The 23,351-nt window shown below is 68.4% G+C and carries 29 protein-coding genes; 19 read left to right on the top strand and 10 right to left on the bottom strand.

Going from position 1 to position 23,351, the window contains the following annotated elements:
- Positions 1-15: 15 nt before the first annotated feature.
- Positions 16-630 carry a phosphoribosylglycinamide formyltransferase gene (gene purN / locus TPAU_RS16515; protein ID WP_013127890.1) on the top strand — a complete coding sequence of 205 codons (615 nt, stop codon included), beginning with the start codon at positions 16-18 and terminating at the stop codon, positions 628-630.
- Positions 627-2,171 (top strand): bifunctional phosphoribosylaminoimidazolecarboxamide formyltransferase/IMP cyclohydrolase, encoded by a 1,545-nt coding sequence (gene purH / locus TPAU_RS16510; RefSeq protein WP_013127889.1) that lies wholly within the window; start codon positions 627-629, stop codon positions 2,169-2,171. Before purN ends, purH begins: the two co-directional genes overlap by 4 nt.
- Before the next feature lie 56 nt (positions 2,172-2,227).
- Here the strand turns inward: purH and TPAU_RS16505 are convergent, their stop codons facing one another.
- Both TPAU_RS16505 and TPAU_RS16500 read right to left on the bottom strand, forming a co-directional pair.
- A complete protein-coding gene (locus TPAU_RS16505) occupies positions 2,228-3,067 on the bottom strand; it encodes a type IV toxin-antitoxin system AbiEi family antitoxin domain-containing protein (protein WP_013127888.1) in 840 nt (279 codons plus the stop codon).
- Positions 3,068-3,139: 72 nt separating this feature from the next.
- Positions 3,140-3,529 (bottom strand): ArsR/SmtB family transcription factor, encoded by a 390-nt coding sequence (locus TPAU_RS16500; protein ID WP_013127887.1) that lies wholly within the window; start codon positions 3,527-3,529, stop codon positions 3,140-3,142.
- A gap of 16 nt (positions 3,530-3,545) precedes the next feature.
- Here TPAU_RS16500 and TPAU_RS16495 point away from each other — a divergent pair, with 16 nt between their 5' ends.
- The 4 genes from TPAU_RS16495 to TPAU_RS16480 all read left to right on the top strand — a co-directional run bounded on the left by TPAU_RS16495 (position 3,546) and on the right by TPAU_RS16480 (position 8,374).
- Positions 3,546-4,013: an SRPBCC domain-containing protein gene (locus tag TPAU_RS16495; protein WP_013127886.1), complete on the top strand. Its 468-nt coding sequence runs from the start codon at positions 3,546-3,548 to the stop codon at positions 4,011-4,013.
- A 43-nt stretch (positions 4,014-4,056) separates the two neighbouring features.
- Positions 4,057-4,920, top strand: a complete 864-nt coding sequence (locus tag TPAU_RS16490) for an SCO6745 family protein (RefSeq protein WP_013127885.1) — start codon at positions 4,057-4,059, stop codon at positions 4,918-4,920.
- A gap of 66 nt (positions 4,921-4,986) precedes the next feature.
- Positions 4,987-6,408: a sigma 54-interacting transcriptional regulator gene (locus tag TPAU_RS16485; RefSeq protein WP_013127884.1), complete on the top strand. Its 1,422-nt coding sequence runs from the start codon at positions 4,987-4,989 to the stop codon at positions 6,406-6,408.
- Positions 6,401-8,374 carry a vWA domain-containing protein gene (locus TPAU_RS16480; protein ID WP_041944475.1) on the top strand — a complete coding sequence of 658 codons (1,974 nt, stop codon included), beginning with the start codon at positions 6,401-6,403 and terminating at the stop codon, positions 8,372-8,374. The genes TPAU_RS16485 and TPAU_RS16480 overlap by 8 nt, the downstream gene beginning before the upstream one ends.
- On the opposite strand, the gene TPAU_RS16475 is transcribed toward TPAU_RS16480, so the two are convergent.
- The 7 genes from TPAU_RS16475 to rpmB all read right to left on the bottom strand — a co-directional run bounded on the left by TPAU_RS16475 (position 8,375) and on the right by rpmB (position 12,213).
- Positions 8,375-8,977: a DUF1707 SHOCT-like domain-containing protein gene (locus TPAU_RS16475; protein WP_013127882.1), complete on the bottom strand. Its 603-nt coding sequence runs from the start codon at positions 8,975-8,977 to the stop codon at positions 8,375-8,377.
- A gap of 41 nt (positions 8,978-9,018) precedes the next feature.
- Complete coding sequence (locus tag TPAU_RS23220) at positions 9,019-10,101, bottom strand: hypothetical protein (RefSeq protein WP_013127881.1); 1,083 nt, start codon at positions 10,099-10,101, stop codon at positions 9,019-9,021.
- Between the two features lie 135 nt (positions 10,102-10,236).
- A complete protein-coding gene (locus TPAU_RS16465; protein ID WP_013127880.1) occupies positions 10,237-11,166 on the bottom strand; it encodes an AEC family transporter in 930 nt (309 codons plus the stop codon).
- 96 nt (positions 11,167-11,262) lie between these two features.
- Positions 11,263-11,502, bottom strand: a complete 240-nt coding sequence (gene rpsR, locus TPAU_RS16460) for a 30S ribosomal protein S18 (RefSeq protein ID WP_013127879.1) — start codon at positions 11,500-11,502, stop codon at positions 11,263-11,265.
- Between the two features lie 5 nt (positions 11,503-11,507).
- Positions 11,508-11,813 carry a 30S ribosomal protein S14 gene (rpsN, locus tag TPAU_RS16455; protein ID WP_013127878.1) on the bottom strand — a complete coding sequence of 102 codons (306 nt, stop codon included), beginning with the start codon at positions 11,811-11,813 and terminating at the stop codon, positions 11,508-11,510.
- Positions 11,813-11,977, bottom strand: coding sequence for a 50S ribosomal protein L33 (rpmG, locus tag TPAU_RS16450; protein WP_013127877.1), 165 nt, complete (start codon positions 11,975-11,977; stop codon positions 11,813-11,815). The genes rpsN and rpmG overlap by 1 nt, the downstream gene beginning before the upstream one ends.
- Positions 11,977-12,213: a 50S ribosomal protein L28 gene (gene rpmB / locus TPAU_RS16445; RefSeq protein WP_013127876.1), complete on the bottom strand. Its 237-nt coding sequence runs from the start codon at positions 12,211-12,213 to the stop codon at positions 11,977-11,979. Before rpmB ends, rpmG begins: the two co-directional genes overlap by 1 nt.
- A gap of 93 nt (positions 12,214-12,306) precedes the next feature.
- Here rpmB and mrf point away from each other — a divergent pair, with 93 nt between their 5' ends.
- From mrf to TPAU_RS16380, 13 genes are all read left to right on the top strand, one after another.
- Complete coding sequence (gene mrf, locus TPAU_RS16440) at positions 12,307-13,524, top strand: ribosome hibernation factor-recruiting GTPase MRF (protein WP_013127875.1); 1,218 nt, start codon at positions 12,307-12,309, stop codon at positions 13,522-13,524.
- On the top strand, positions 13,521-13,784 hold the full coding sequence (locus TPAU_RS16435; RefSeq protein WP_013127874.1) for a type B 50S ribosomal protein L31: 264 nt from the start codon (positions 13,521-13,523) through the stop codon (positions 13,782-13,784). The genes mrf and TPAU_RS16435 overlap by 4 nt, the downstream gene beginning before the upstream one ends.
- 78 nt (positions 13,785-13,862) lie before the next feature.
- Positions 13,863-14,036 (top strand): 50S ribosomal protein L32, encoded by a 174-nt coding sequence (gene rpmF / locus TPAU_RS16430; RefSeq protein ID WP_013127873.1) that lies wholly within the window; start codon positions 13,863-13,865, stop codon positions 14,034-14,036.
- An 82-nt stretch (positions 14,037-14,118) separates the two neighbouring features.
- Positions 14,119-14,784 (top strand): trimeric intracellular cation channel family protein, encoded by a 666-nt coding sequence (locus TPAU_RS16425; RefSeq protein WP_013127872.1) that lies wholly within the window; start codon positions 14,119-14,121, stop codon positions 14,782-14,784.
- Between the two features lie 140 nt (positions 14,785-14,924).
- A complete protein-coding gene (locus TPAU_RS16420) occupies positions 14,925-15,611 on the top strand; it encodes a response regulator transcription factor (RefSeq protein WP_013127871.1) in 687 nt (228 codons plus the stop codon).
- A 64-nt stretch (positions 15,612-15,675) separates the two neighbouring features.
- Positions 15,676-17,112: a HAMP domain-containing sensor histidine kinase gene (locus TPAU_RS16415; protein ID WP_013127870.1), complete on the top strand. Its 1,437-nt coding sequence runs from the start codon at positions 15,676-15,678 to the stop codon at positions 17,110-17,112.
- A gap of 85 nt (positions 17,113-17,197) precedes the next feature.
- Positions 17,198-18,460: a S1C family serine protease gene (locus TPAU_RS16410; RefSeq protein WP_013127869.1), complete on the top strand. Its 1,263-nt coding sequence runs from the start codon at positions 17,198-17,200 to the stop codon at positions 18,458-18,460.
- Positions 18,461-18,474: 14 nt separating this feature from the next.
- Entirely contained in the window at positions 18,475-19,077 is a 603-nt protein-coding gene (locus TPAU_RS16405) for a MogA/MoaB family molybdenum cofactor biosynthesis protein (RefSeq protein ID WP_049825877.1), read from the top strand.
- Positions 19,061-19,276 carry a hypothetical protein gene (locus TPAU_RS16400; RefSeq protein ID WP_013127867.1) on the top strand — a complete coding sequence of 72 codons (216 nt, stop codon included), beginning with the start codon at positions 19,061-19,063 and terminating at the stop codon, positions 19,274-19,276. The genes TPAU_RS16405 and TPAU_RS16400 overlap by 17 nt, the downstream gene beginning before the upstream one ends.
- A 486-nt stretch (positions 19,277-19,762) precedes the next feature.
- The gene (locus TPAU_RS16395) at positions 19,763-20,419 is read left to right on the top strand and encodes an MspA family porin (RefSeq protein ID WP_013127866.1); all 657 of its coding nucleotides are present in this window, start codon (positions 19,763-19,765) and stop codon (positions 20,417-20,419) included.
- 24 nt (positions 20,420-20,443) lie between these two features.
- Positions 20,444-21,187: an MspA family porin gene (locus TPAU_RS16390; protein WP_049825876.1), complete on the top strand. Its 744-nt coding sequence runs from the start codon at positions 20,444-20,446 to the stop codon at positions 21,185-21,187.
- Between the two features lie 332 nt (positions 21,188-21,519).
- A complete protein-coding gene (locus TPAU_RS22010) occupies positions 21,520-22,239 on the top strand; it encodes an MspA family porin (RefSeq protein WP_013127864.1) in 720 nt (239 codons plus the stop codon).
- 265 nt (positions 22,240-22,504) lie between these two features.
- Positions 22,505-22,789 carry a hypothetical protein gene (locus tag TPAU_RS16380; RefSeq protein WP_013127863.1) on the top strand — a complete coding sequence of 95 codons (285 nt, stop codon included), beginning with the start codon at positions 22,505-22,507 and terminating at the stop codon, positions 22,787-22,789.
- A 106-nt stretch (positions 22,790-22,895) separates the two neighbouring features.
- On the opposite strand, the gene mscL is transcribed toward TPAU_RS16380, so the two are convergent.
- Positions 22,896-23,342: a large conductance mechanosensitive channel protein MscL gene (gene mscL, locus TPAU_RS16375; RefSeq protein ID WP_013127862.1), complete on the bottom strand. Its 447-nt coding sequence runs from the start codon at positions 23,340-23,342 to the stop codon at positions 22,896-22,898.
- Positions 23,343-23,351: the final 9 nt, after the last annotated feature.

Genomic DNA, 23,351 nt, shown 5'->3' with positions numbered 1-23,351 from the left:
AGCCCCACCGTGGTGGTGCCGCCGTGCGCGCCGGCGCGGATCGTCGTGCTGGCCTCCGGCACCGGCTCGCTGCTCGAAGCACTGCTCGCGGCGTCCGCTGAAGAGGGGTATCCGGGATCCGTGGTGGGCGTCGTCGCCGATCGCACCTGTCGCGCGCTCACCGTGGCCGACGATGCCGGCGTGCCGTCGGCCGAGGTACCGCTCGCCGCGTACGACGACCGGGCGGCGTGGGACGGGGCGCTCACTGCGGCGGTCGCCGAGATGGAGCCGCATCTCGTGGTGGCCGCCGGGTTCATGAAGATCCTGGGGGCGCGGTTCCTCGCCGCGTTCGGCGGGCGGGTGATCAACGCGCACCCCGCACTGTTGCCCGCGTTCCCCGGCGCTCACGCCGTGCCCGCCGCGCTGGAGCACGGCGTCAAACTCACCGGTTCCACGGTGCACCTGGTGGATGCGGGTCTCGACACCGGCCCGATCCTGGCCCAGCGCGCCGTCCCCGTGGAACCGGGGGACACCGAAGAGACCCTGCACGAACGCATCAAGATCGTTGAGCGGCACCTCCTCACCGAGGTCGTCGCCGCGGTGGCCCGAAGCGGCTACCGCACGGACGGACGAAAGGTCACGATTTCATGAGCAACATCCCCATCAAGCGCGCTCTGATCAGCGTGTACGACAAGTCGGGTCTGGTGGAACTCGCCACCGGCCTGGCGCAGGCGGGGGTGGAGATCGTCTCGACCGGCTCGACGGCGCGCGTCATCGCCGACGCCGGCGTGCCCGTGACCCGCGTCGAGGAGGTGACCGGCTTCCCCGAGTGCCTCGACGGCCGGGTCAAGACGCTGCACCCGAAGATCCACGCGGGCATCCTCGCCGACACCCGGCTGCCCGAGCACCTCGAGCAGCTGCGCGAGCTGAACGTGAAGAAGTTCGAGCTGGTGGTGGTGAACCTCTATCCCTTCAGCGACACCGTTGCCTCCGGCGCCACCGAGGACGAGTGCATCGAACAGATCGACATCGGCGGACCGTCGATGGTGCGCGGCGCGGCGAAGAACCACCCGTCGGTCACGGTGGTGGTCTCGCCTGATGACTACACCGCCGTGACCGACCGGGCGCGCACCGGCTTCTCGTTGGAGGAGCGGAAGCAGTTCGCCGCGAAGGCCTTCCGGCACACCGCCGACTACGATGTGGCCGTTGCGTCCTATCTGACCAATGTGGTCGCTCCGGAAGCCGACACCGGCTTCCCGGCGTGGATGGGCGGAACCTGGAACCGCGATGCCGTGCTGCGGTACGGCGAGAACCCGCACCAGGGTGCCGCGCTGTATGTGGGCGGCTCCACGGCCGGACTCGCGCAGGCGCAGCAGTTGCACGGCAAGGAGATGAGCTACAACAACTACACCGACGGTGACGCCGCGTGGCGCGCCGCCTACGACTTCCGCGAGCCCGCCGTCGCGATCATCAAGCACGCCAACCCGTGCGGTATCGCCATCGGCAAGGACGTAGCGCAGGCGCATCGCAAGGCGCACGCCTGCGACCCGGTGTCGGCGTACGGCGGCGTGATCGCCGCCAACCGCGAGGTGAGCCTGGAGATGGCCGAGCAGGTCTCGGAGATCTTCACCGAGGTGATCATCGCCCCGGCCTACGCCGATGGCGCCGTTGCGGTGCTGCAGCGCAAGAAGAACATCCGCGTGCTGCTCGCCGAGCCCCCCGTGCTCGGTACCGAGATCAAGCAGATCACCGGCGGCCTGCTGGTACAGCGCTCGGATGCGATCGACGCCGAGGGTGATGACCCCGCGAACTGGACCCTGGCCACCGGCGAGCCAGCCGACGAGGCCACCCTCGCGGACCTCGAATTCGCCTGGCGCGCCTGCCGGGCGGTGAAGTCCAACGCGATCCTGCTGGCCTCGCGCGGCGCCTCCGTCGGTGTGGGCATGGGCCAGGTGAACCGCGTGGACTCCGCACAGCTCGCGGTCAAGCGCGCCGGCGACCGAGTGCTCGGGTCGGTGGCCGCATCCGATGCCTTCTTCCCGTTCCCCGACGGCCCGCAGATCCTCATCGACGCGGGCGTCAAGGCGATCGTGCAGCCCGGCGGCTCCATCCGCGATAAGGAGGTCGTCGAGGCGGCCGCCGAGGCCGGCGTGACGATGTACTTCACAGGTACCCGGCACTTCTTCCACTGATCGGTACGGCTTCGGGCCGTTCGGGTGTTACGCGTGGCACCCGAACGGCCCGAAGGTCAGTTCAGCGCCCGGGCCAGAGTGCGGACCACCTCGGCCGGTTGTTCGGTGATTTGCTGCCAGGTGAACCGCAGCAGGGTCCAGCCCGCCAACGCCAGCCGGGTGTGCTTCTCGGCGTCGTTCGCGAATCGCTCGTGGGAGCGGTGGTAGGCCCAGCCGTCGATCTCGATTGCGATGCGCCGCCCGGGGAACGCGACATCGATCCACCATCGTTCGAAGCGGTGTTGTTGATGCCACCCGGAGATCCCGGCGGCCCGGAGAAGCGCTCGAAATCTGCGTTCGGCTTCGGAGTGAGTGTCGCCGTTCGCGCTCGCGAGCAGTGTGCGGCCCGCCGCGAGTCCGTGGCAGTGCCGGTAGCGACCCGCCGTGGTGGCGAGTTCGGCGAGGGTCGTGCGGCGGGTGCGGAGGGCATCGTCGAGCGTGTGTACGTCAGCGAGTTCGAGGACGGTGAGCGCGACAGAAGTGGTCAAGAGCCCACGGATGGAGACGATGTCCGCGCCGTCCAATCGGCGCCGACGAGGGTGCATCGTGAACGGATTCGATGCGGGGACGCGGTGATTGCGCGGCACGGTCGCTTCGAGGAACGGCGGAAGGTCGCGGCGTAGGCCGTGCCAGAAGGCTGCGCTCGACCGGTCAGCGATACCCGCGGCGACGAGCATCCCGGCGCGGAGACGGGAATGCTCGGTCAATCGATGGCCGGTGGGCGTGTAGACGCCGCGGTGCAGGCGGATGAGCGTCCCGGCGTCGAGCCTGCGGCGAACCGCACGGGCATCGAGGCCGCACGCGCGCAGATCAGCGGTGGAGAGGATCCCGTCCTGCTCGGTGCTCAAGCGGTGCATTCGGATCGCGTCCATACCGATTGGACGCGCGGACGATGCCCCTGGTTCCTGCGCGCCACGGTTCTGGGCCGTTCAGGTGTCATCAGTGGTACCCAGACGGCCCAGGTCGTCGAGGAGGGAGACGGCGGCGCGGGCGTATTCGCCGATCCAACGGTCGTGAATGCGCTTGATGGGGACGGGAGCCAGCGTCAGGTGCCGCTCGCGCCCCACCTTGCGGCCGATCACCAGTTCGGCGCGTTCGAGCACACGGAGGTGCTGGAGCACCGTGGTGCGGTCCAGATCGGGGAACTGCGCACACAGGTCGCCGGTGGTCCGCGGTGACTGCTTGAGCACGTCGAGCATGCGCCGCCGGGTGCTGTTCGCGAGTGCCTTGAACACGAGGTCGTCCCGATCGTGCGCGGCGCCGACCGCACCGGACGGGGAGTCCGGAGTCGGTTCGCCCTTGCGGCCTTCCGTAGACATGTTGTAGTTTTATCACATGTCCGAACTCAACGAACTCTCCTTCACCGTCTCCGGCTGCGTGGCGCGCCCCACCGCACAGGTCTACGAGGCCGTCGCCGATCCCGCGCAACTGTCCAAGTACTTCACCACCGGCGGTGCCCGCGGCCGCCTGGAGGCGGGTGCCGAGGTCACCTGGGACTTCGCCGATTTCCCGGGTGCCTTCCCGGTGCAGGTGGTCGAGTCCACGCCGAACTCCAAGATCGTGATCCGCTGGGATGCCGTCGAGGCGTCCGCCGCCGACGGCCACACGACCACCACGTTCGAGTTCGAGCCCATCGACGACGACTCCCGGACCCTGGTCACCATCACCGAATCGTCGTGGGTGCCCACCGAGGCCGGTGCCAAGAGTGCGTTCGGCAACTGCATGGGCTGGACCGGCATGCTCGCCGCCATGAAGGTGTGGGTCGAGCACGGCATCAACCTGCGTGAGGGCTTCTACAAGTAACCCGCCATCGACAACCGGCCGCCGCCCTGACACTGTGAAGGGCATGTCGGACACCGCAATCGCCCTCGCTCGCCGCGCATACGAGACCGTGGAGCCGTTCCACGTGGTCGCCTACTTCAACCCCGGGATCCGGGACGCTCAGCGCGATCTCGGTCTCGACGGCCACGCCTTCTACGTGGGCGCGCGGGCGGCGCCGATCGGAGAGTCGCGACCGGCCGTGGTCACCGCCGCGTTCTACAACTTCGCCCCCGCCTTGATCGACGACGCCTGGCCCCAGGCGATCGACGCCGGGCTCGCGGAGATCGACGAGCGCCGGTACGTGATGCTCGCCGAGCAGTACCGCGAGATCCTGGCCGGAATCGATGCCGGCGAGCTCGCCGCACTGGCAGCCGGCTTCGGCGACCTGGTGCGCGAACTCCCCATCGCCGGCCGCACCCTGGCCGCCGCCTGGGCCTCCTCGGAGATCCCCGACGATCCGGCCCTCGCGCTGTGGCGGCACATCACCGTCTTGCGAGAGTGGCGCGGCGACAACCACCTCGCCGAACTCGTCCGGCACGGCCTCACCGGCCTCGAGGCGGGCGTCCTGCACGAGGCCGACCTTCCCGACCCGACGGTGCGCCGCCGGGTGATGGGCCGGCGTTTCTTCCGCATCACCCGCGGCTGGAGCGAGGACCAGTGGAACGGCGCCGTCGCCCGGCTCACCGAGCGCGGCCTGGTCGAGGGCGAGCCCGAAGAGCATCGGCTCACCGCCGACGGTATGGCCACCTACCTCGATATCGAGGCCGGTACCGATGCCATCAGCGCCGCTGCCTTCGCGGATGGCTCGGCCGATCTGATCGAGCGGGTCCGCCCCGTCACCAAGGCCGTCCTGGACGCCGGAATCATCCCCGGCACCAAGAAGTCCTAGCCCGCGGATATTCCCGGTTTCGCTGCGGGCGTAGTCCGTCGAGCGCGCGGGGCAGATCGGCGTCGCGTGGACGGCGTGACTTCCGCACGCGCTGATCTGCCCGCAGAGTTCCCCGCTGAATTGCCCGCCACGCTCGGCGAACTGAAGGCCTCCGGCCACGTCTACCGCGGCATCAAGGACGAGCTCCGGCACAACCTGCTCACCGCGCTGCGCGCCGACACCGACCCCTGGGACGGCATCCAAGGGTTCGACGACACCGTCATCCCGCAGCTCGAACGTGCCCTCCTGGCCGGCCACGACGTGGTCCTGCTCGGCGAGCGCGGACAGGGCAAGACGCGGTTGATCCGCACCATCGTCGGCCTGCTCGACGAGTGGACCCCCGTGATCGACGGTGCCGAGCTCGGCGAGCACCCGTACCACCCGATCACTCCCGCCTCGATCCGCCGCGCGGCCGAACTCGGTGACGATCTACCCGTCGCGTGGCGTCACCGCGACGAGCGCTATTCGGAGAAGCTGGCCACGCCGGACACCTCCGTCGGCGACCTGGTGGGCGACGTCGACCCCGTCAAAGTGGCGCAGGGGCGCAGCCTCGGCGATCCCGAGACCATCCACTTCGGCCTCATCCCGCGGGCGCACCGCGGCATCGTCGCCGTCAACGAGCTGCCCGACCTCGCCGAGCGCATCCAGGTGGCGATGCTCAACGTGATGGAGGAGCGCGATATCCAGGTGCGCGGTTACACGCTGCGCCTGCCGCTGGACGTGCTGCTGCTGGCGAGTGCCAACCCCGAGGACTACACCAACCGCGGCCGCATCATCACGCCGCTCAAGGACCGCTTCGGCGCCGAGATCCGCACGCACTACCCGCTGGACCTCGAAGACGAGGTGGCCGTCATCGAGCAGGAGGCCGACGTGGTGGCGTCCGTGCCGCAGTACCTCACCGAGGTGCTGGCCCGGTTCACCCGCGCTCTGCGGGAATCCCCCGCGGTCGACCAGCGCTCCGGCGTCTCCGCCCGGTTCGCCATCGCCGCTCAGGAGACCGTCGCGGCGGGCGCACTGCACCGTGCCGCCGTCGGGGGAGAGGAGCTGCCGGTCGCCCGCGTCGTCGACCTGCAGACCGTGCCCGATGTGCTGCGTGGCAAGGTCGAGTTCGAGGCCGGTGAGGAGGGACGCGAGCTGTCGGTACTGGTGCATCTGCTGCGCCGCGCCGTCGCCGAGACCATCGGCGAGTACCTTCTCGGCGTCGACCTGACGCCGCTGGTCGAGGCCATCGAAGCCGGCGGGCCCGTGGTCACCGGCGACGATGTGACCGCCGCCGAACTCCTCGACAACCTGCCCGAGGTGCCGGTGCTCGCCGAGGTCTACCGGCGCCTGGAGGCCGAATCGCCCGGCGAACGCGCGGCGGCAGCGGAGTTCGCGTTGGAGGGGCTGTACCTGTTGCGCCGGATCGGCAAGGAATCCGACGATGACGGACAGACCGTCTATGGCTAGAGGCTCGCGTCGGCGCCATCTGGCGCAGTACCGCCGCTATACCGGCGGGCCGGATCCCCTGGCGCCGCCGGTCGATGTGCGCGATGCTCTCGATGAGATCGGCCGCGACGTGATGAACGGCGTCTCGCCGCGCCGCGCCCTGCAGGAGTACCTGCGGCGAGGCAGCGCGAACCGCCGCGGCCTCGACAAACTCGCCGAGGCCGCCAACCGCCGGCGCCAGGAACTGTTGCACCGCAACAATCTGGGCAAGACCTTCGAGGACATCCGCGCACTGCTCGACGAGGCGGTGCTCGCCGAGCGCAAGGAGCTGGCGCGCGCCCTCGACGACGACGCCCGGTTCCAGGAGATGCAGATCAACGATCTGCCCCCGTCCGCGGCGCAGGCCGTGCGCGAACTCGCCGACTACCCGTGGCGCTCGCCCGAAGCGGCGCAGAAGTACGAGCAGATCCGGGACCTGCTCGGCCGGGAGCTGCTCGACCAGCAGTTCGCCGGAATCAAGCAGGCACTCGAGGGCGCGACCGACGAGGACCGCGCGGCGATCCAGAAGATGCTCGACGACCTGAACACTCTGCTGGACAAGCACAACGCGGGCACGGCGACGCAGAACGACTTCGAGGAGTTGATGGCCGAGCACGGTCAGTACTTCCCGGAGAACCCGCGGAACATCGACGAGCTCATCGATGCCCTCGCGCGGCGAAGCGCCGCGGCACAGCGGCTCTACAACAGTCTCAGCCCGGAGCAGCGCGCCGAACTGGAGGAGCTGTCGCAGGCCGCCTTCGGTTCGCCGCAGCTCTCCCAGGCGCTCGGCGATCTCACCAGCAAGTTGCAGCAGGCCCGGCCCGGGGAGGACTGGAACGGTAGCCAGGAGTTCGACGGTGAGCAGGGCATGGGTCTCGGCGACGCCACGCAGGCCATGCAGGACATCGCCGATCTGGAATCCCTTGCCGAACAACTGAGTCAGCAGCACAACGGAGCCGCACTCGACGACATCGACCTCGACGCCTTGCAACGCCAGCTCGGCGACGAGGCCGTCGCCGACGCCCGCACCCTCGCCGAACTGGAGAAGGCGCTCAAGGACCAGGGCTACTTCTCCCGTGACCCCGACGGCGCGCTGCGCCTGTCGCCCAAGGCGATCCGGCAACTCGGCCAGTCCATCCTGCGGGACGTCGCGCACCGGCTGACCTCGCGCGGCGGCGAGCGCAACACCGCCCGCAGCGGCGCCACCGGCGAGGCCACCGGCGCCAGCCGGGAGTGGCGCTTCGGCGATACCGAACCCTGGGACGCCACCCGTACCGTGCTCAACGGCGTACTGCGCCAGGCGGGAGAAGGGGTCTCCGGCCCGGTGGCACTGGACGCCCGGGACATCGAGGTCACCGAGACCGAGGCGCGCACACACGCCGCCGTCGCACTACTGGTGGACACCAGCTTCTCCATGGTGATGGAGGGCCGGTGGCTGCCGATGAAGCGCACCGCGCTCGCCCTGCACCAGCTCATCTCCACCCGCTTCCGCGGCGACAAGCTGGCCCTGATCAGCTTCGGGCGGCATGCCCGCACGCTCACCGTCGATGAGCTCACCGGCCTCGACGGCGTGTACGAACAGGGCACCAACCTGCACCACGCACTCATGCTGGCGCAGCAGCACTTCCGGGCGAACCCGAACGCCCAGCCGGTGTTGCTGGTGGTGACCGATGGTGAGCCCACGGCGCACCTGGAGCGGGACGGCGAGGCCTACTTCGACTACCCGCCGCACCCGCGGACTCTGGCGATGACGGTGCGCGGTCTCGATGCCGCCGCGGCGGCGGGAGCGCAGATCACCGTCTTCCAGCTGGGCGATGATCCGGGCCTGACCCGGTTCCTCGACGCCGTGGTGCGGCGCGTGGGCGGACGGCTCGTCTCCCCCGATCTGGACGGGCTCGGTGCGGCCGTGGTCAGCGACTACCTGGGTAGCCGCCGCAAGCGCGGCTGACTACTTCGTCTTCACCTCGACGCCACCCCAGAAGGCGAACCCGGTGACCCTGATGCGGGGGCCGGACCCGTCGCCCACGTGCTGCACCTTGTTCTCGAAGGCGCCCATGATGGCGAGGCCGTCCACCTGCACGATCGCACCGCGCGGCACGATGATCTCCACCCCGCCCATCACCGCGTAGGCGTTGATCGTGACATCGCGGGCGAGGAAGGTGGCTTCGCGGAGGTCGAGTTTGACACCGCCCCAGAACGCGGATGCCGAATGTTCGGCGCCCACGGCGATCGGGCCCCGCACGTTCGTGCCCGACATGATCGCCAGCTTGTGATCACCGAGGCGCGGCAGTCCCTCCGGCGGGATCGCCGGGGGCTGGTACGCGGGAAGTGCGGGTGCGGGCGGATTCACCGACACCGCGGGCAGATCCACGACGAGGCGGTCGAGGTCCGCGAAGGTGCGAGCCTCGACCGCGTGTCGAGAGCGTTCCTCGTACTCGGGAAAGGTGATCTGCCCCTGGCCAAGAGCGTCGGAGAGCATCGTGACTACGCGATTGCGGTCGTGGTCGGAAGCCCGGAGGGCGTCGCGCCGCGGCTCGAGTTCGTCGGACATGCCTCGACTCTAGGGGAGAACCGGCGCCGAGCCGATCCCCTTTAAAGCAGCCGGCCGACCACGGGGATGCGCTGCAGCAGGCTCTTCTGCTTGCCCTTGCCCTTGTTGTCGCCGTCCTTCGGCGCATCCTTGCCCGCGGTCTTCGCGGCAGGCGAGGCTGCCTTCGCGGGGGCCTTCTCCGCCTTCGCGGCAGGCTTGGCCGCAGGCTTCGCCGCGGACCCGGTGTCCTTCTTCGGAGTCACCGAAGCGGGCGCCTTGCTCTGCGCGGCGGCCTCCTTCTGCGCGGCGATCGGCGTGATCTTGGCCTCCGAGGCCTTCACCGGAGCCTTCGCGGCGGTCTTCTTCGCGGGAGCCTTGGCCGGGGCCTTGGTCGCCGCCTTCGCGGGGGCCTTCTTCGCCGCCGCCTTCGACGCCGCAGCCGACTTCACGGCCGCGGCCTTCTTGGCGGGCGCCTTCTTGGCCGCTGCGGCCTTGGTGGCGGCGGTGGATTTCACGGCGGCCTTCTTCGCCGCCGCCTTCTTCACCGGCGCCTTCACCGCCTTCTTCGCAGCGGTGCGCTTGGCCGCGGTCTTCTCGGTTGCCTTCTCGCCGATCTTCTCGACCGTCTTCTCGGCGGCCTTACCGGCCACCTTGCTCGCGGCCTTCGCCGTGGTGTCGATGACGGCCTGCTCGGCGTTCTTCGTGGCCTTGGTGACCCTCGCACCCAGACCACCGAGGCCGATGAGTGCCCAGTCGTCCTCCCAATCGGCGACGGCGTCGGCGGTGACGGCCAGGGTGGTGGCGGCGGTGAGCGGCTTGCCGGGGTTCTTCGACTCCCAGGTGGTGACCAGCTTGGCCACGTGCGCGGCGTAATCCTCGGCGGAGACCAGGGCGATCGGCGCACCGTCGGACAGGTCGACCAGAGCCCACGCGGTGACCGGGGCCTTGGCGACCGTGGCCTCGCTCTTGCGGGCCTGCCAGGCGTCGTCGTCCGTGCCCTTGACGCGGAGGGTGGTGACGACGTCGCCCGCGGTCACGGTGACGTGCGTGATGATGCCCTTCGTCGTGACCTCTGCCTTGCCCCCACGGGACTCGACGGCAGAGACGAACACGTCGACGGCACGCGCTGCGGCGGTCTTAGCCATGAGTACTCCTGCACATGTGCACGCGGCGTAGCGGAATGCGCCGCTGGTGGCCTCATTAACCCACGAGTAGCTTCGCGAACCCAAGCGGAAACGGGCGTCACACGCGTAATGTGACCGGGTCGTGCGTCACATTCTTCAGGTGAGAAGCACCGCGATCAGCATGATCGCCGGGATGGACAGTGCCGTCGTGATAAGCCCGGTGTCGCGGGCCAGGATCACGCCCCGGTTATAGCGCAACCCGTAGACCAGCACGTTCTGCGCGGTAGGGAGGGTCGCCGTCACGGTTTGCGCGAACAGGGCGTGGCCGGTCTGCCCGAAGGCGTACCGCGCCATCGCACAGGCCAGCACCGGCATTGCGATCATCTTGAGCGCGGAGGCCAGCACGATGTCCCGGCGTGGAGCCTGACCCTTCTGCATCACGGTGACACCGCCGAGGGAGAGGCCGAACACGATGAGCGCCATCGGCACGGAAGCATCGCCCATCAGCTTGACCGGGCTCATCAGCCACTGTGGTGGATGCCAGCGGGTGAGCGAGATGACCAGCCCGATCAGAGCGCCGGCGACGATCGGGTTCAGCAGCGGGGTGGCCACCGTGCGCCACACCGGTTGACGAGCGCCTCGCCGCTCCGACAGATCGAGCATGGTGAGCGCGATCGTCGAGAAGATGAGGATCTGGAAGAGCAGCAGCGGTGCGACGTACGAGGTGTCCTTGAGCACGAAGACCGCGATGGGGATGCCGAGATTCGACGAGTTCACGTAGCTCGACGCCAGCGCGCCGATCGTGGCGTCTCCCATGGTGCGGCGCCAGAAGACCCGGACGAACACGTAGTAGACGGCCGCGATCGCCAGCGCCGATGCCGCACTCACCGCGAGCCGCGAACTGAACAGCACCGCGACGTCGGTGGTGGCCAGCGCGTGCAGCAACAGAGCGGGAGTGAGCAGGTAGAACACGAGCAGGGAGAGTTGGCGCTCGGGCTGCTCTCCGAGTACTCCGAGCCGGCCGAGTATCCACCCCGCCGCGACGATGATCGCGATCACGGCGAAGCCGGCGAGTACGGAGGTCACGGCTGGACACGGTACGCCTCGCGAAACTGTTCGCCAGCGGGCCGAGGCGGCCACTGTCTCGATGCGGCGCCGCTGACGGACAGTTTCGCGACGGCCTCAGCGGCGCGTGGCGTAGGGGAGGAGGGCCATCTCGCGGGCGTTCTTCACAGCGAGCGCGAGCGCACGCTGGTCCTGCGGGGAGAGCCGGGTCACCGCGCGCGAGCGCAGCTTGCCGCGCTCGTTGAGAAAGGTGCGCAGGTAGGTGACGTTCTTGTAGTCGAGGGCGCCCTCGGGAACCTTGATGAGGCCCTTCCGGGCGGCCGGCGTACGGACGGACGTGCGGCGAGGTTTCGTCATGCCGGTCACCAACTCGACTTCCGGACGCCGGGAAGCTGACCGTCGTGCGCCATCTGCCGCACCCGCACCCGGGACAGGCCGAACTTGCGCAGATGCCCGCGCGGGCGGCCGTCGGCGGCATCGCGGTTGCGCACACGCGTGGCCGAACTGTCGCGCGGGAGCTTCGCCAGCGCGGAGACGGCCGCGGCTCGGGCGTCGGGATCGGTGGACGGGTGTGCGATGACGCGCTTGAGCTCGGCCCGCCGCTGCGCGTACCGCGCGACCAATTCCTTGCGCCGCTCGTTCTTGGCGATCTTCGCGGTGGTTGCCATCAGCGCTCCTCGCGGAAGTCGACGTGCTGCCGGACCACGGGGTCGTATTTGCGCAGCACCATGCGGTCGGGATCGTTGCGGCGGTTCTTGCGGGTCACGTAGGTGTACCCCGTTCCCGCGGTGGACTTGAGTTTGATGATCGGCCGGATCTCGTTGCGGGCCATCAGATCTTCTCCCCTCGGCGTTGGATGTCGGCGACCACCGCGTCGATCCCGCGGCGGTCGATGGTCTTGATGCCCTTGGCGCTGACGCGGAGCACGACGGTGCGGCCCAAGCTGGGCACGTAGTAGCGACGGCGCTGGATGTTCGGGTCCCAGCGGCGGCTCGTGCGCACATGGCTGTGCGAGACCCGCTTGCCGAAGCCGGGCGCGCGACCCGTGACCTGGCAGTGTGCGGACATGGTTCTCCCTGAGTTGGATTCGCGGCTCGCCGGTGTGGATCCACGGCTCGTCGCGGTCTTGCGAACGGTTGTCAATAAGGTAACGTACTAGAAATGGGAATCATTTCCAATAGAACCCCGGTCCTGCTCGTGACCGGCTTCGGTGGGCAGGAGCGCGCGCTCGAACTCGCCGAACCCGGCACCGTCGTCGTGCATCACGACCTGTCCGGCCTGCGCCAGGGCATGGTGGTGCGCAGTGAGAGCACCGTCCGTCCCGACGGTGTCGCGGAGGAGCGGGTCGCCCTGCTCGAACTCGCGCACGGCTGCGTCTCCTGCACGCTGCGCGAGGATCTGCTGCCGCTGCTGCGCGCGCTGCACCGGCGTGCCGGGGTGCGCCGCATCGTGATCCGTCTCGACCCCACGCTCGAAGCAGAGGCGCTCATCGACGCCATCGAGCACGTGGTGGTCGAGATGGTCGGTGAGGTTCCCGGGCCCGCCGCTCGCGATGTCGAGGTGGCCGGCGTGATCGGTTTCCTCGACGGCGCCACCTGGCTCGATGACGCCCTCGGTGAGGAGGACCTCGTCGAGCGGTTCGCGGTGGTCGACGGGGACGAGCGCACCGTCGCGCAGCTCGCCGTCGGGCACGCCGCCCACGCCGACCTGCTGGTGGTCGACGGGGACAGCCCCGATCCGGCGCGGCTGCGCGCGGTGCTCCGCAGGCTGGCGCCCGGTGCCCCCATCGTCCGCGAGCGAGCCCCGCTGGATCGGCTCGTCGCGCGGATCGGCGCCCGCCGTCCTGCGGCCGGACCTTTCGACCCGCTGCTCCTCGGCTGCCCGCCGCTCGAGCCCGACGGTGATGTGCGCATCGTCGAGTTCACCGCGCGCCGCCCCCTGCATCCCGGCCGGTTCCATGAGGCCATCGACGTTCTGCTCGACGGTGTGGTCCAGGCCCGCGGCCGGGTCTGGCTCGCCACCCGTCCCGACGAGGCGCTGTGGCTCGAGTCCGCCGGTTCCGGGCTCCGCGTCGGGCCCGCCGGTCGCTGGCTCGCCGCCGGTGGCGAGGGCACTCCCGAGCGCTGGGCGATGGCCTCGGCCGCATGGGACGACGAGCACGGTGATCGCGCGAGCGACATCGTGGTGTTGCTCGCCGGCGCCGAACCCGACCGCGTGCTGGAGATGCTGCGGTGGGCAGAGCTCACCGAGTCCGAGCTCGCCGCCGGATCGACGGTGTGGGCGGCCTGGCCCGACCCGTTCGGTGACCTCCATGCGGACCCGTGTGAAGACCTGGCCCCGGGCACCCGCCCGGAGGCCGATCAGGAGGAGATGCAATGAAACAGGGAATCCACCCCGAGTACCGCCCCGTCGCCTTCCGTGACGCGTCCACCGGGAAGCTGTTCGTGACCCGCAGCACCGCCACCTCGGATCGCACGATCGAGGTGGACGGCGCGACATATCCGCTGATCGTCGTGGACGTGACGTCGGATTCGCACCCGCTGTGGACCGGCAACCAGCGGATCGTCGACACCGCAGGCCGGGTGCAGAAGTTCCAGGAGAAGTACGCGCGTTTTGGCGGGCGGGCCGCGGGACGGTAGACTTCAGTGCTTGTGACGTTGGAAGCTCTCTGAGCTCGCGTCGGAGAAGCTTTTACGTCAAGACCGATAGGAAGAATCATGGCTGTACCGAAGCGCCGTATGTCGCGGGCGAACACGCATGCCCGTCGCTCGCAGTGGAAGGCGAACAACCCCGAGCTGCAGGCCGTGCAGGTCGGCGGTCGCACCCACCTGGTGCCGCGTCGCCTCGTGCGCGCCGCCAAGCTGGGCCTGGTCGATCTCGACCGCCGCTAACAAGAACTGACCGCGGGAGCGGGCCGGCCATCGTGGCCGGCCCGCTCTTCGGTCTATCCGGGCCACCTGAAGAGGGACACACGTGTTGCTCGCCGTGCTGAACTACGCGGGGATCGCGGTCTTCGCCGCATCCGGCGCGCTGATCGGTGTGCGCAAGCGGCTGGACCTGTTCGGTGTATGGACGGTGGCCGCGCTCACCGGCGTCGGCGGTGGCGTGGCCCGCGACCTCCTGCTCGGCATCACCCCACCTGCCTCCTTCCAGGGCTGGGAGAATCTCACCGTGGCGACGGTGGCCGCGGCCTTCGTCTTCGTCTTCCACCCGCAGTTCGGGCGGCTGAAGAATTCGGTGCTGGTGCTCGACGCGATCGGCATGGGCGTTTTCGCCGCCACCGGCGCGCTCACCGCGCTGCACAACGACGCCAGCCCGTTCGCCTCGGCGCTGATCGGCATCACCACCGCGCTCGGCGGCGGTGTGCTGCGCGACATCCTGGTCAACGAGGTTCCGCTGCTCATTCAAGAGCGCGATCTCTATGCCATTCCGGCTCTCACCGGTGCCTTCGCCACGGTGCTCGCTTCGGAGTGGGGCGCCACCGACGCTCGGTCGTTGGTGGTGGGCAGTGTGCTCGCCTCCGGGTTCCGGCTGGTCGCGCTGTGGCAGGGCTGGCGGGTGCCGGTCGCGCCGGAGGATGTGGCCGGTCGTTTCGGGCGTGCCTGTCGTCGTGGCTTGCGGTTCCGGCGCCGCCCGTGAGGGTGAGTCCGATGCCGCCCGTGAGGGTGAGTCCGATGCCGCCCGTGAGGGTGAGTCCGTCGGCTCTCGCGGCCGGTTTCGCTCTCGGCGCAAGCACCCCTTAAGGGATTTCACACCCGGTTTGGGTAAGACTGGTGGTTATGCGGATTCTGGTGGTCGACGATGACCGTGCGGTTCGCGAGTCGCTGCGGCGCTCGCTCACGTTCAACGGGTACCAGGTGGACACCGCGGTCGACGGGCAGGACGCGCTGGATCACATCGCGAGCAACCGGCCGGACGCGCTGGTGCTCGACCTGAACATGCCCCGTCTGGACGGGCTCGAAGTGTGTCGCCGCCTGCGCAGTGCCGGCGACGATCTGCCGATCCTCGTGCTCACCGCGCGCGACGGCGTCAGCGATCGGGTCAGTGGGCTCGATGCGGGCGCCGACGACTACCTGCCCAAGCCCTTCGCGCTCGAGGAGTTGCTGGCGCGGATGCGGGCGCTGTTGCGTCGCGCCGTGCCGGACACCGCTTCGGATAACGAGGTGCTGCGGTTCGAGGACCTCACGCTCGATCCGGCCACCCGCGAGGTGAGCCGCGGCGATCGGTCGATCAGCCTCACTCGTACCGAGTTCAGCCTGCTCGAGATGCTTATGGGCAACCCCCGCCGCGTGCTCACCCGTAGTCGCATCCTGGAGGAGGTGTGGGGCTACGACTTCCCGACTTCGGGCAATGCGCTGGAGGTGTACGTCGGGTACCTGCGCCGTAAGACCGAGGCCGACGGTGAGCCGCGCCTGATCCACACCGTCCGGGGCGTGGGCTACGTCCTGCGCGAGACTCCGCCGTGACGGCGGGACATCCGGGGCGGTGACCGTGCCGCGGCAACGTACCGATCCGGCGCAGCGGCGGCCGATGCGCGACCCGAACCCGATCACCCGCAATGTCAGCTTCCGGTGGCGAGTGACGCTGCTGGCGGCCGCGGTGGTGGGTGTGGCCGTCGCGGTGATGGCCGCGTCCGCCTTCTTCGTGGTGAAGCGGGCCATGTACGCCGATGTCGACGACCGCCTGCACCAGCAGATGGATTCGGTGGCGCCGGCGATGAGCACGCCGGTCACGCAGTTCACCACCGTGATGATGATGCTCATGTTCCGGCCCGATATGGCGGTGAACCGGACCATGGTGATCTACCCCGACGGGACGCCGTATCACTCGGGCGCCGTGCCGGTGGGCGATGCGGAGCAGAAGGTGATCGAGGGGCGCGCCTCGGAATCGCTGCGATCGGTGGGCGACGACCGGGTGTTGGCCCGCCGCCTGGACAACGGCGTCACCATCCTTCTGGCCGAGGATCTGACGCCGACCAAGAAGCTCCTCAGTGAGCTCGCGACCGTGCTCATCGTGGTGGGCGCCTGCGGGGTGGTGCTGGCCGCCGTCACGGGCACGGCGGTCGCCCGCGGCGGCCTCAGACCGGTGCAGCGGCTCACCGAGGCCGCGGAACGCGTCGCCCGCACCGACGATCTGACCCCGATCCCGGTGACCGGCCGCGACGAGTTGGCCCGCCTGACCACCAGCTTCAACGCGATGCTGCAGGCACTGGCCGAATCCCGGGACCGACAATCGCGGCTGGTGGCGGACGCGGGACACGAACTCCGCACGCCCCTGACCAGCCTGCGTACCAACGTCGAACTGCTCATCGCGGCGAACCGCCCCGGCGCGCCCGCGATCCCGGAGGAGGACGTCCAGGAACTCTCCGACGATGTCATCGCCCAGGTCGAGGAGCTGACCACGTTGGTCGGCGATCTGGTCGACCTGGCCCGCGAGGATGCGCCCGAGGCGGTGAACGAGGAGGTCGACCTCGACGAGGTGCTGCAGAAGGCGGTCGAGCGGGTGGAGCGCCGCCGGCCGGAGGTGACGATCGAGGTCGACAGCGCCCCCTGGCATGTCTACGGCGATCACGGCGGCCTGAGCCGGGCCGTGATCAACGTGCTCGACAACGCCGCGAAGTTCTCGCCGAACGGTTCCACGGTGCGCGTGACGCTCGCCGACACCGGCGTCGACCGCGCCGCGCTCACCGTCTCCGACAGTGGACCCGGCATTCCCGAGGAAGACCGGGAATTGGTGTTCGAACGGTTCTATCGCTCGATGGCGTCGCGGTCCATGCCGGGATCGGGACTCGGTCTCGCGATCGTGAAGCAGGTGGTGGAGCGGCACGGCGGCACGGTGACCGTCGGGGCGTCGGAGTCCGGCGGCGCCGAGATCCGGCTGGAGTTCCCCGGCAGCCCGGTCGCGGGTGGCCGCGCGCCCCAGGTGGTTCCGCGCGAATCGCGGCTGCCGCTGTGGCGCGGCCGGTGATCTGCGCCGAACCGACACCTGACTCACAGCGACCTCACAGCCTGCACCGGCATCGTGGTGCTCAGTCGAAAAGGAGGCGCCTGTCATGACCGAGGGTCCGCAGAACCCGTACCAGCCCGGGAACCCGCCCGGTGGGCAGTCCGGATACCCGGGCCAGCAGCCGGGTCAGCCGTCTGTGCCCGGGCAACCGCCCACGTACCGGCCTACGCAGCAGTTGCCCGGATACGGGCCCGCGCAGCCCGGCGGCCCGGTGGCGGTGGCACCGAACCGCGCACCGTCGCGCCCCGGGGTCGGTGCGCTGACGGCGATCGGCGTGGCCATCGCGTTGGTCGCGTCGCTGCTCTCGGTGACCGGTGCGTATCTGGTGTGGGGCGGCGACTCGTCGAAGGCCTCGTCGCCGGTCTCGAACTCGGCGCCCGCGCCCAAGGGATCGGTGCAGGAGGTCGCGCAGACCGTGCTGCCCTCGGTGGTCTCGATCGACAACAGGGCCGCCACCAGTGAGTCCTCGGGTTCGGGCGTGGTGATCAGTGCCGACGGCAAGATCGTCACCAATAACCACGTGATCGCCGGGAACGGTGCCCTCACGGTGACGTTCTCGGACGGTTCGACCAGTAGCGCCGACCTCGTCGGCGCCGATCCGGTCACTGACCTCGCTGTGATCCGGGTGCGCAAGGGCGGCCTCAAGCCCATCACGTTCGGTGACAGCGGCAAGCTCGCCGTCGGACAGGATGTGGTCGCGGTCGGTGCTCCGCTCGGCCTGGCGGGCACCGTCACCAGCGGCATCGTGTCCGCCCTGAATCGCCCGGTGGCCACCAGTGGCCGTGATTCCGACCAGGCGACCGTGGTCAACTCGGTGCAGACCGATGCGGCGATCAACCCCGGCAACTCCGGTGGCGCACTGGTGGACATGCAGGGGCAGCTGGTGGGAGTGAACTCGGCGATCGCCTCGCTCGGCTCGTCGCGCGCGGGCGGCCAGCAGTCGGGCAGCATCGGCCTCGGCTTCGCGATCCCCTCGGACCTGGTCAAACGGATCACCAATGAGCTCATCACCACCGGTCAGGCGACGCACGCCGCCGTCGGCGTCCAGGTGTCGCCGGGCCAGACCTCGGCGGCGGAACCGGGCGCCGTGATCGGGGCCGTGTCGCCGACCGGGGCGTTCGGTCGCGCGGGGATCCCCGAGGGATCACGGGTCACCAAGATTGACTCGCTGCAGATCTCCGACGGCATCGGCTTGATGGGGGCGGTGCGGTCGTACTCGCCCGGGGCTACTGTGACCATCACGTACGTGGCGCCGGGGAGTTCCTCGGCCGCCACCAAGCAGGTGACGCTCGACAAGTTGGATCGATGACGGGAGCAGTGGACATGACGCAGGGTAGGGGCGCAACGGCGCCCGAGTGGCTGACGGACGACGTGCTCGACGCTCCGGTCATCGAGGAGCCTTCGCTCGACGGTGCTGTGACCGACGTGGTCGGCCGCGCCCTCGTCGTGGTGGTCGACGATCACGTGCAGCCGGGCGGCGTTCCCGCCGCAGCGGGGAAATCGGTGGGAACACTGGTCACCGAGCTTCTCGAGGAGGCTGACTTCGAGGTGGACGCCGTGGTCGTGGTGCCCGCCGAGGAGGTCGCGGTGCGGAACGCGCTGAACACCGCGGTGATCGGCGGTGTCGATCTGGCGGTGACCATCGGCGGTGTCGGCGTGGGTGCGCGCGATGTGACGCCCGAGGCCACCGAGGAGATCCTCGACAAGAAGCTGCCCGGCATTTGTGAGGCGTTGCGCGCCTCCGGCCTCGCCGCCGGTGCCTCTGATGCGGGACTCTCGCGCGGACTCGCAGGCGTCTCCGGCAGCACCGTGGTGGTCAACCTGGCGAGTTCGCGTGCGGCGATCCGCGACGGCATGGCTACGCTCACTCCGCTGGCGGCGCACGTGATCCGGCACATCGCGGGCGGGGATGACCAAGCCCGATAGGCCCTCTGAGGGCAAGAAGTACTCCGCGCGCGATATCGAGCGCATCTTCGGCGATGTTCTTCCGGCGCAGACCAAGGACGATCGCCTCGACGACGGTGCCGCACCCGGCTCGGGTGCGGCACGTCCCGTTCCCGGGGCCGACGGTGACCCGAGCGAGCGGTGGTACCGGGAGAACCGGCCGCCACATCACGGCGGCTGAGGTGCTCTCCCGGCCATCTATGTGTATCCGTACGAATAGTGTTGCGATCCCACTGTCACAGGGGGCTTCTCTGCATGTCAGCGTAGGTGTGAGCAAGACCACGTCGGCGCATTTTTACCGCCAGGTTACAAGTTTGCGTTGCCTGAGTGAATTCTAAAGGGAAGGCCGCCCTTACTCAGGTGCAGGTCAGGCGCGCAATGTGTGCAAGCTTCCCCTAAGAAGTCCTGGTACGGACTCTGCGTCAGAGTTCAAAATTGCAATATGGAATATTGCGAAGTCGAATTCGTGGCGGTTTCATCTATTGCGGGCGACCGAAACCTGTGGATATGCTGCGGCGCGAACCGGGGGCCAGTCATGGCCTCCGGGGAGATGAAGTGCCCTAGGTTCGCTTAACCGCAACCCTAGGCGAGGATCGCGGCAGGGTGAGTCGCGAACCGGTGCCCCTGATCCGGGGTGGCACGCGACGATTCCTGGTGAGGGGAACGAATGAGCAAGATGAGCAAGGTCGCAGCGCGCGCAGGCGCCATCGCGGTCGCGGTCGCCGCGGCGGGTGCGGTCACGGCCGGCTCCGCCAGTGCCGGTCCGCTGCCGAATGGTGAGCGGGTTGTTCCGGCGCCGGATGGTTGGTCGGTGGTGTTGAAGTCGACGGGTAATTCGACGGCGATTCAGCCGTCGATGGCGACGCCGCAGTCGCGGACGGCGTGGGTGTCGTCGAACGGTTCGGTCTCGGTGAAGGCTCCGGCTGATGCGAAGATCGAGGGCAAGCTGGGTGTCGGTTTGATCGTGGGTTGCCAGTTCCCGGGCCAGATCGGTGCCGGCGTTGACGTGTCGGGTCCGAGTGCAGGTCTGGGTATGTCGGGTCCGAGTGTGGGCCTCGGTGGCGTGTCGGGTTCGCTGGGTATTCCGTTGACGCCGGGTGCGACGAACAGCGTGACGGGGTTTGGTCGTGGTGATCAGCCGGGTTCGATCGATTCGATCAAGTTCTCGAAGGCCGGTACGTACAACGTGGCGATCAAGGATCACAACGTTGACATCAAGTTCTGCTCCGGTTATGCGCAGGCTCGTGTGGTGACCTGGGTGGAGATCAAGGGCGGCAACCGGATTCAGGGTTTCCTGTACGGCGCACCGTTCTCCCTGGGCTGATCGATCTCCTTCGACCGCGCGCCTGTGGGCGCGACAACCAACTCTCACAAGGATGAATTCATGAACAAGCTTGCGATGCGCGGCGCGGCCGTCGCCGCAGCTGGCGCTGTGCTCGGCGCCGCAGCGGTCGGCCCGGCCGTCGCGGATACGGTGATCCCGCTGGGTGTTTCGACCACGACGCAGAAGGTGGGCGATGCCAACATCACGGTGACCGTGAAGGATCATTCGGCGCGTCTGTCGCCGGGGATGGTGTCTCTTCCCACCACTCGCAACGCGTGGGTGTCGGGTCTGGTGTCCGCGAAGATCAATGGCGGTAAGGCCGACGGTGGTTCGATTTCCGCCGGGTATGCGGTCGGTTGCCAGGTGGATGTGGGCGCTGCGCAGGTCAACCTCGGCGCTAGGGCGGGGGTCAACAACAAGGACGGCAACATCGTCGATAACACCGGTTACGTGGGTGCTCCTTCGGTGTCCGGGTCGACCGGTGGCAGCTTGAAGCTGGCCGCGGGCAGCATCGGTACCCAGATGCTGACCTACGACCGCTCTACCTGGCCCTCTCCGGGGGACGAGGTCTCGTCGGACTGGGCTGACCCGAGCACCAGTTTCAAGTTCTCCGGTGCGAATGGTTCGCTGAGCTTCCAGGATCAGACGATCGGTGTGGATGGCTGTGCGGGCTACGCGCAGGCCAAGTTCTTCGCCAAGGTTAAGGCTAAGGTCGGCAACACCGAGGGGTATGTGATTCTCTGGGGCAAGCCCTTCACGCTGGGCTGAGAACCTTCGTCGACCGCAGGGGCGGTACCCGGGGCGATGTCGCCGGGTACCGCCCTTGCGTTTCGGAGGCGCACCGCTTGTGGTCGTCGTCTCCCGCGCGGAGCCGATTATGTTACGACTTCGCGAATCCGTTAAATCGGTGTTACCGGGCCCGGAATTCGCCGAATCTTCATGTTAATGTTCTTGCACTGCCGCGCCTCGAGTGCGCGGAGCGGCGCTGAACTGCGCAGATACGATATTTCGTTCGACCGGGATGCAGCCGCGTATCTGCCTCGGGCCGAGACACTCCGTTGCCTGTGACTACGGCGGCGGTGCAGAAAGGAAGACAGACAATGGCCTCGACTCGTATTCGCAAGGCATCGATCGGCGCGCTGGCGGCAGCGGCGGTGATCGGCCTGGTCGCGCCGGTGGCGACCGCGGGAGCAGATACGGTGATCCCACTGCGCAACGCGACCTCTAGTAACAAGATCGGATCGGGCGGTTCGATCACCGTTACCGTCAAGCAGCAGAAGGCACGGCTCTCGCCGGGGATGGTCGCGCTGCCCACCACCCGCAACGCGTGGGTGTCGGGCGTGGTCAGCGCCAAGATCGATGGAGCGGACCCGAGCGGCGGTTCCATCGAGGCCGGGTACGCGGTCGGATGCCAGATTGACGTCGGGAGCGCGAGCATCAACGTCGGGGCCGAGGCCGGCGCGAACAACGACAGCGGCAACATCATCGACAGCACCGGATATGTGGGTGCGCCGTCCGTGAAGGGTACGACCGGTGGCTCGCTCTCCCTGGCGGCGGGTTCGATCGGTACCCAGTCGCTTACGTACGACCGGGCTACCTGGCCCAAGCCGGGTGACGAGGTCGCATCGGACTGGTACGCCCCCGCCACCGATTTTGCTTTCGATGGCGCCACCGGCAGCTTCACCTACACCGACCAGACGATCGGTGTTGACGGCTGCGCCGGCTATGCCCAGGCCCGTCTCTACGTGATCGTCAAGGGCACCGTCGGTAATTCGAAGGGCCGTGTGGTCCTCTGGGGTGACACCTTCACCCTCGGCTGAGCTCGTTCCGCGGGCCACAGACCGCGGAACGTAAGAAGGGCGGCCCCACTGCGGGGGCCGCCCTTCGTCGTGTTCGGAGGTGGCCGCGGGCGTGCCATTACGTCTATTCCGATGAGAACATTGCTACTTCGCGACGGTTTGGTACGCGCGCACGTGCACGGGCTGAATTCACGCTGAAGTTTCGATCGAAAGCCTGCGAAGCGGGTTCATCGCTGCAATAGAACGCATACCTTGAGATGTGTAGTTGTCCATCGAAAGGAATGACATGAAGACTACACTCGCGAAACTCTCCGTTGTCGTCGCCGTGGTTTGCGGCGGCCTTATTGCAGGTCAGGGTACCGCCGCGGCGGCCCTGTGCAAGGTCACGAGCTATGCAAGCATTTACGACTCGCCGGGGGCGTTCCTCTCGACGGGATCGGTGTCACCCGGCGATTCCTGGTGGGAGGACACCACCTCGTTCCAGTTCGGGAAGTCGTGGAGCAAAGGCTCGGATCCGTACAGTGGTATCAAGTCAGGATGGATCGAACGGTCGGCGCTGAATTGCAACTAGTTCAACATTGAAACTAGTTCAACGTTGAATCGGTCGCAGCCGGCTCAACGAGAAGGGCGGCCCCACTGCGGGGCCGCCCTTCGTCGTGTTCGGTCTGAGCCGACTACTACTGCTTCGGCTGCGTCGGGAACTGGCCCGTGGGCGGCAGCGCGGCGTGGGCACCGCCCTGGGGGGTACCGGCCTGCGAGGCCAGGAGGTCGCGGATCTCCACCAGCACGTCCACCTCGTCCTCTGTGGCGGCCGTACCGGCGCGGTTCTTCAGCGTCTCGTACGGCAGGATCAGAACGAAGTACACGACTGCGGCCACCAGGATGAAGTTGATGCCGGCGGTGATGACGGCGCCAAGGTCCACGGTGGTGGCGGGGACGCCCGGTCGGATCTGCCAGGCGAGGCCCTGCACGTCCTTGCCGCCACCGATCGACGCGATGAGCGGCTGCACGATGTGGTCGGTGAACGCGGTGACGATCGCGGTGAACGCGGCACCGACGACCACGGCGACCGCGAGATCGAGCACGTTCCCTTTGAGAAGAAAGTCTTTGAAGCCCTTGAGCATTGCTGTCCA

This window comes from Tsukamurella paurometabola DSM 20162 (genome assembly GCF_000092225.1).
GTDB lineage: Bacteria > Actinomycetota > Actinomycetes > Mycobacteriales > Mycobacteriaceae > Tsukamurella > Tsukamurella paurometabola.
This window is presented reverse-complemented; position numbering and strand designations above follow the sequence as displayed.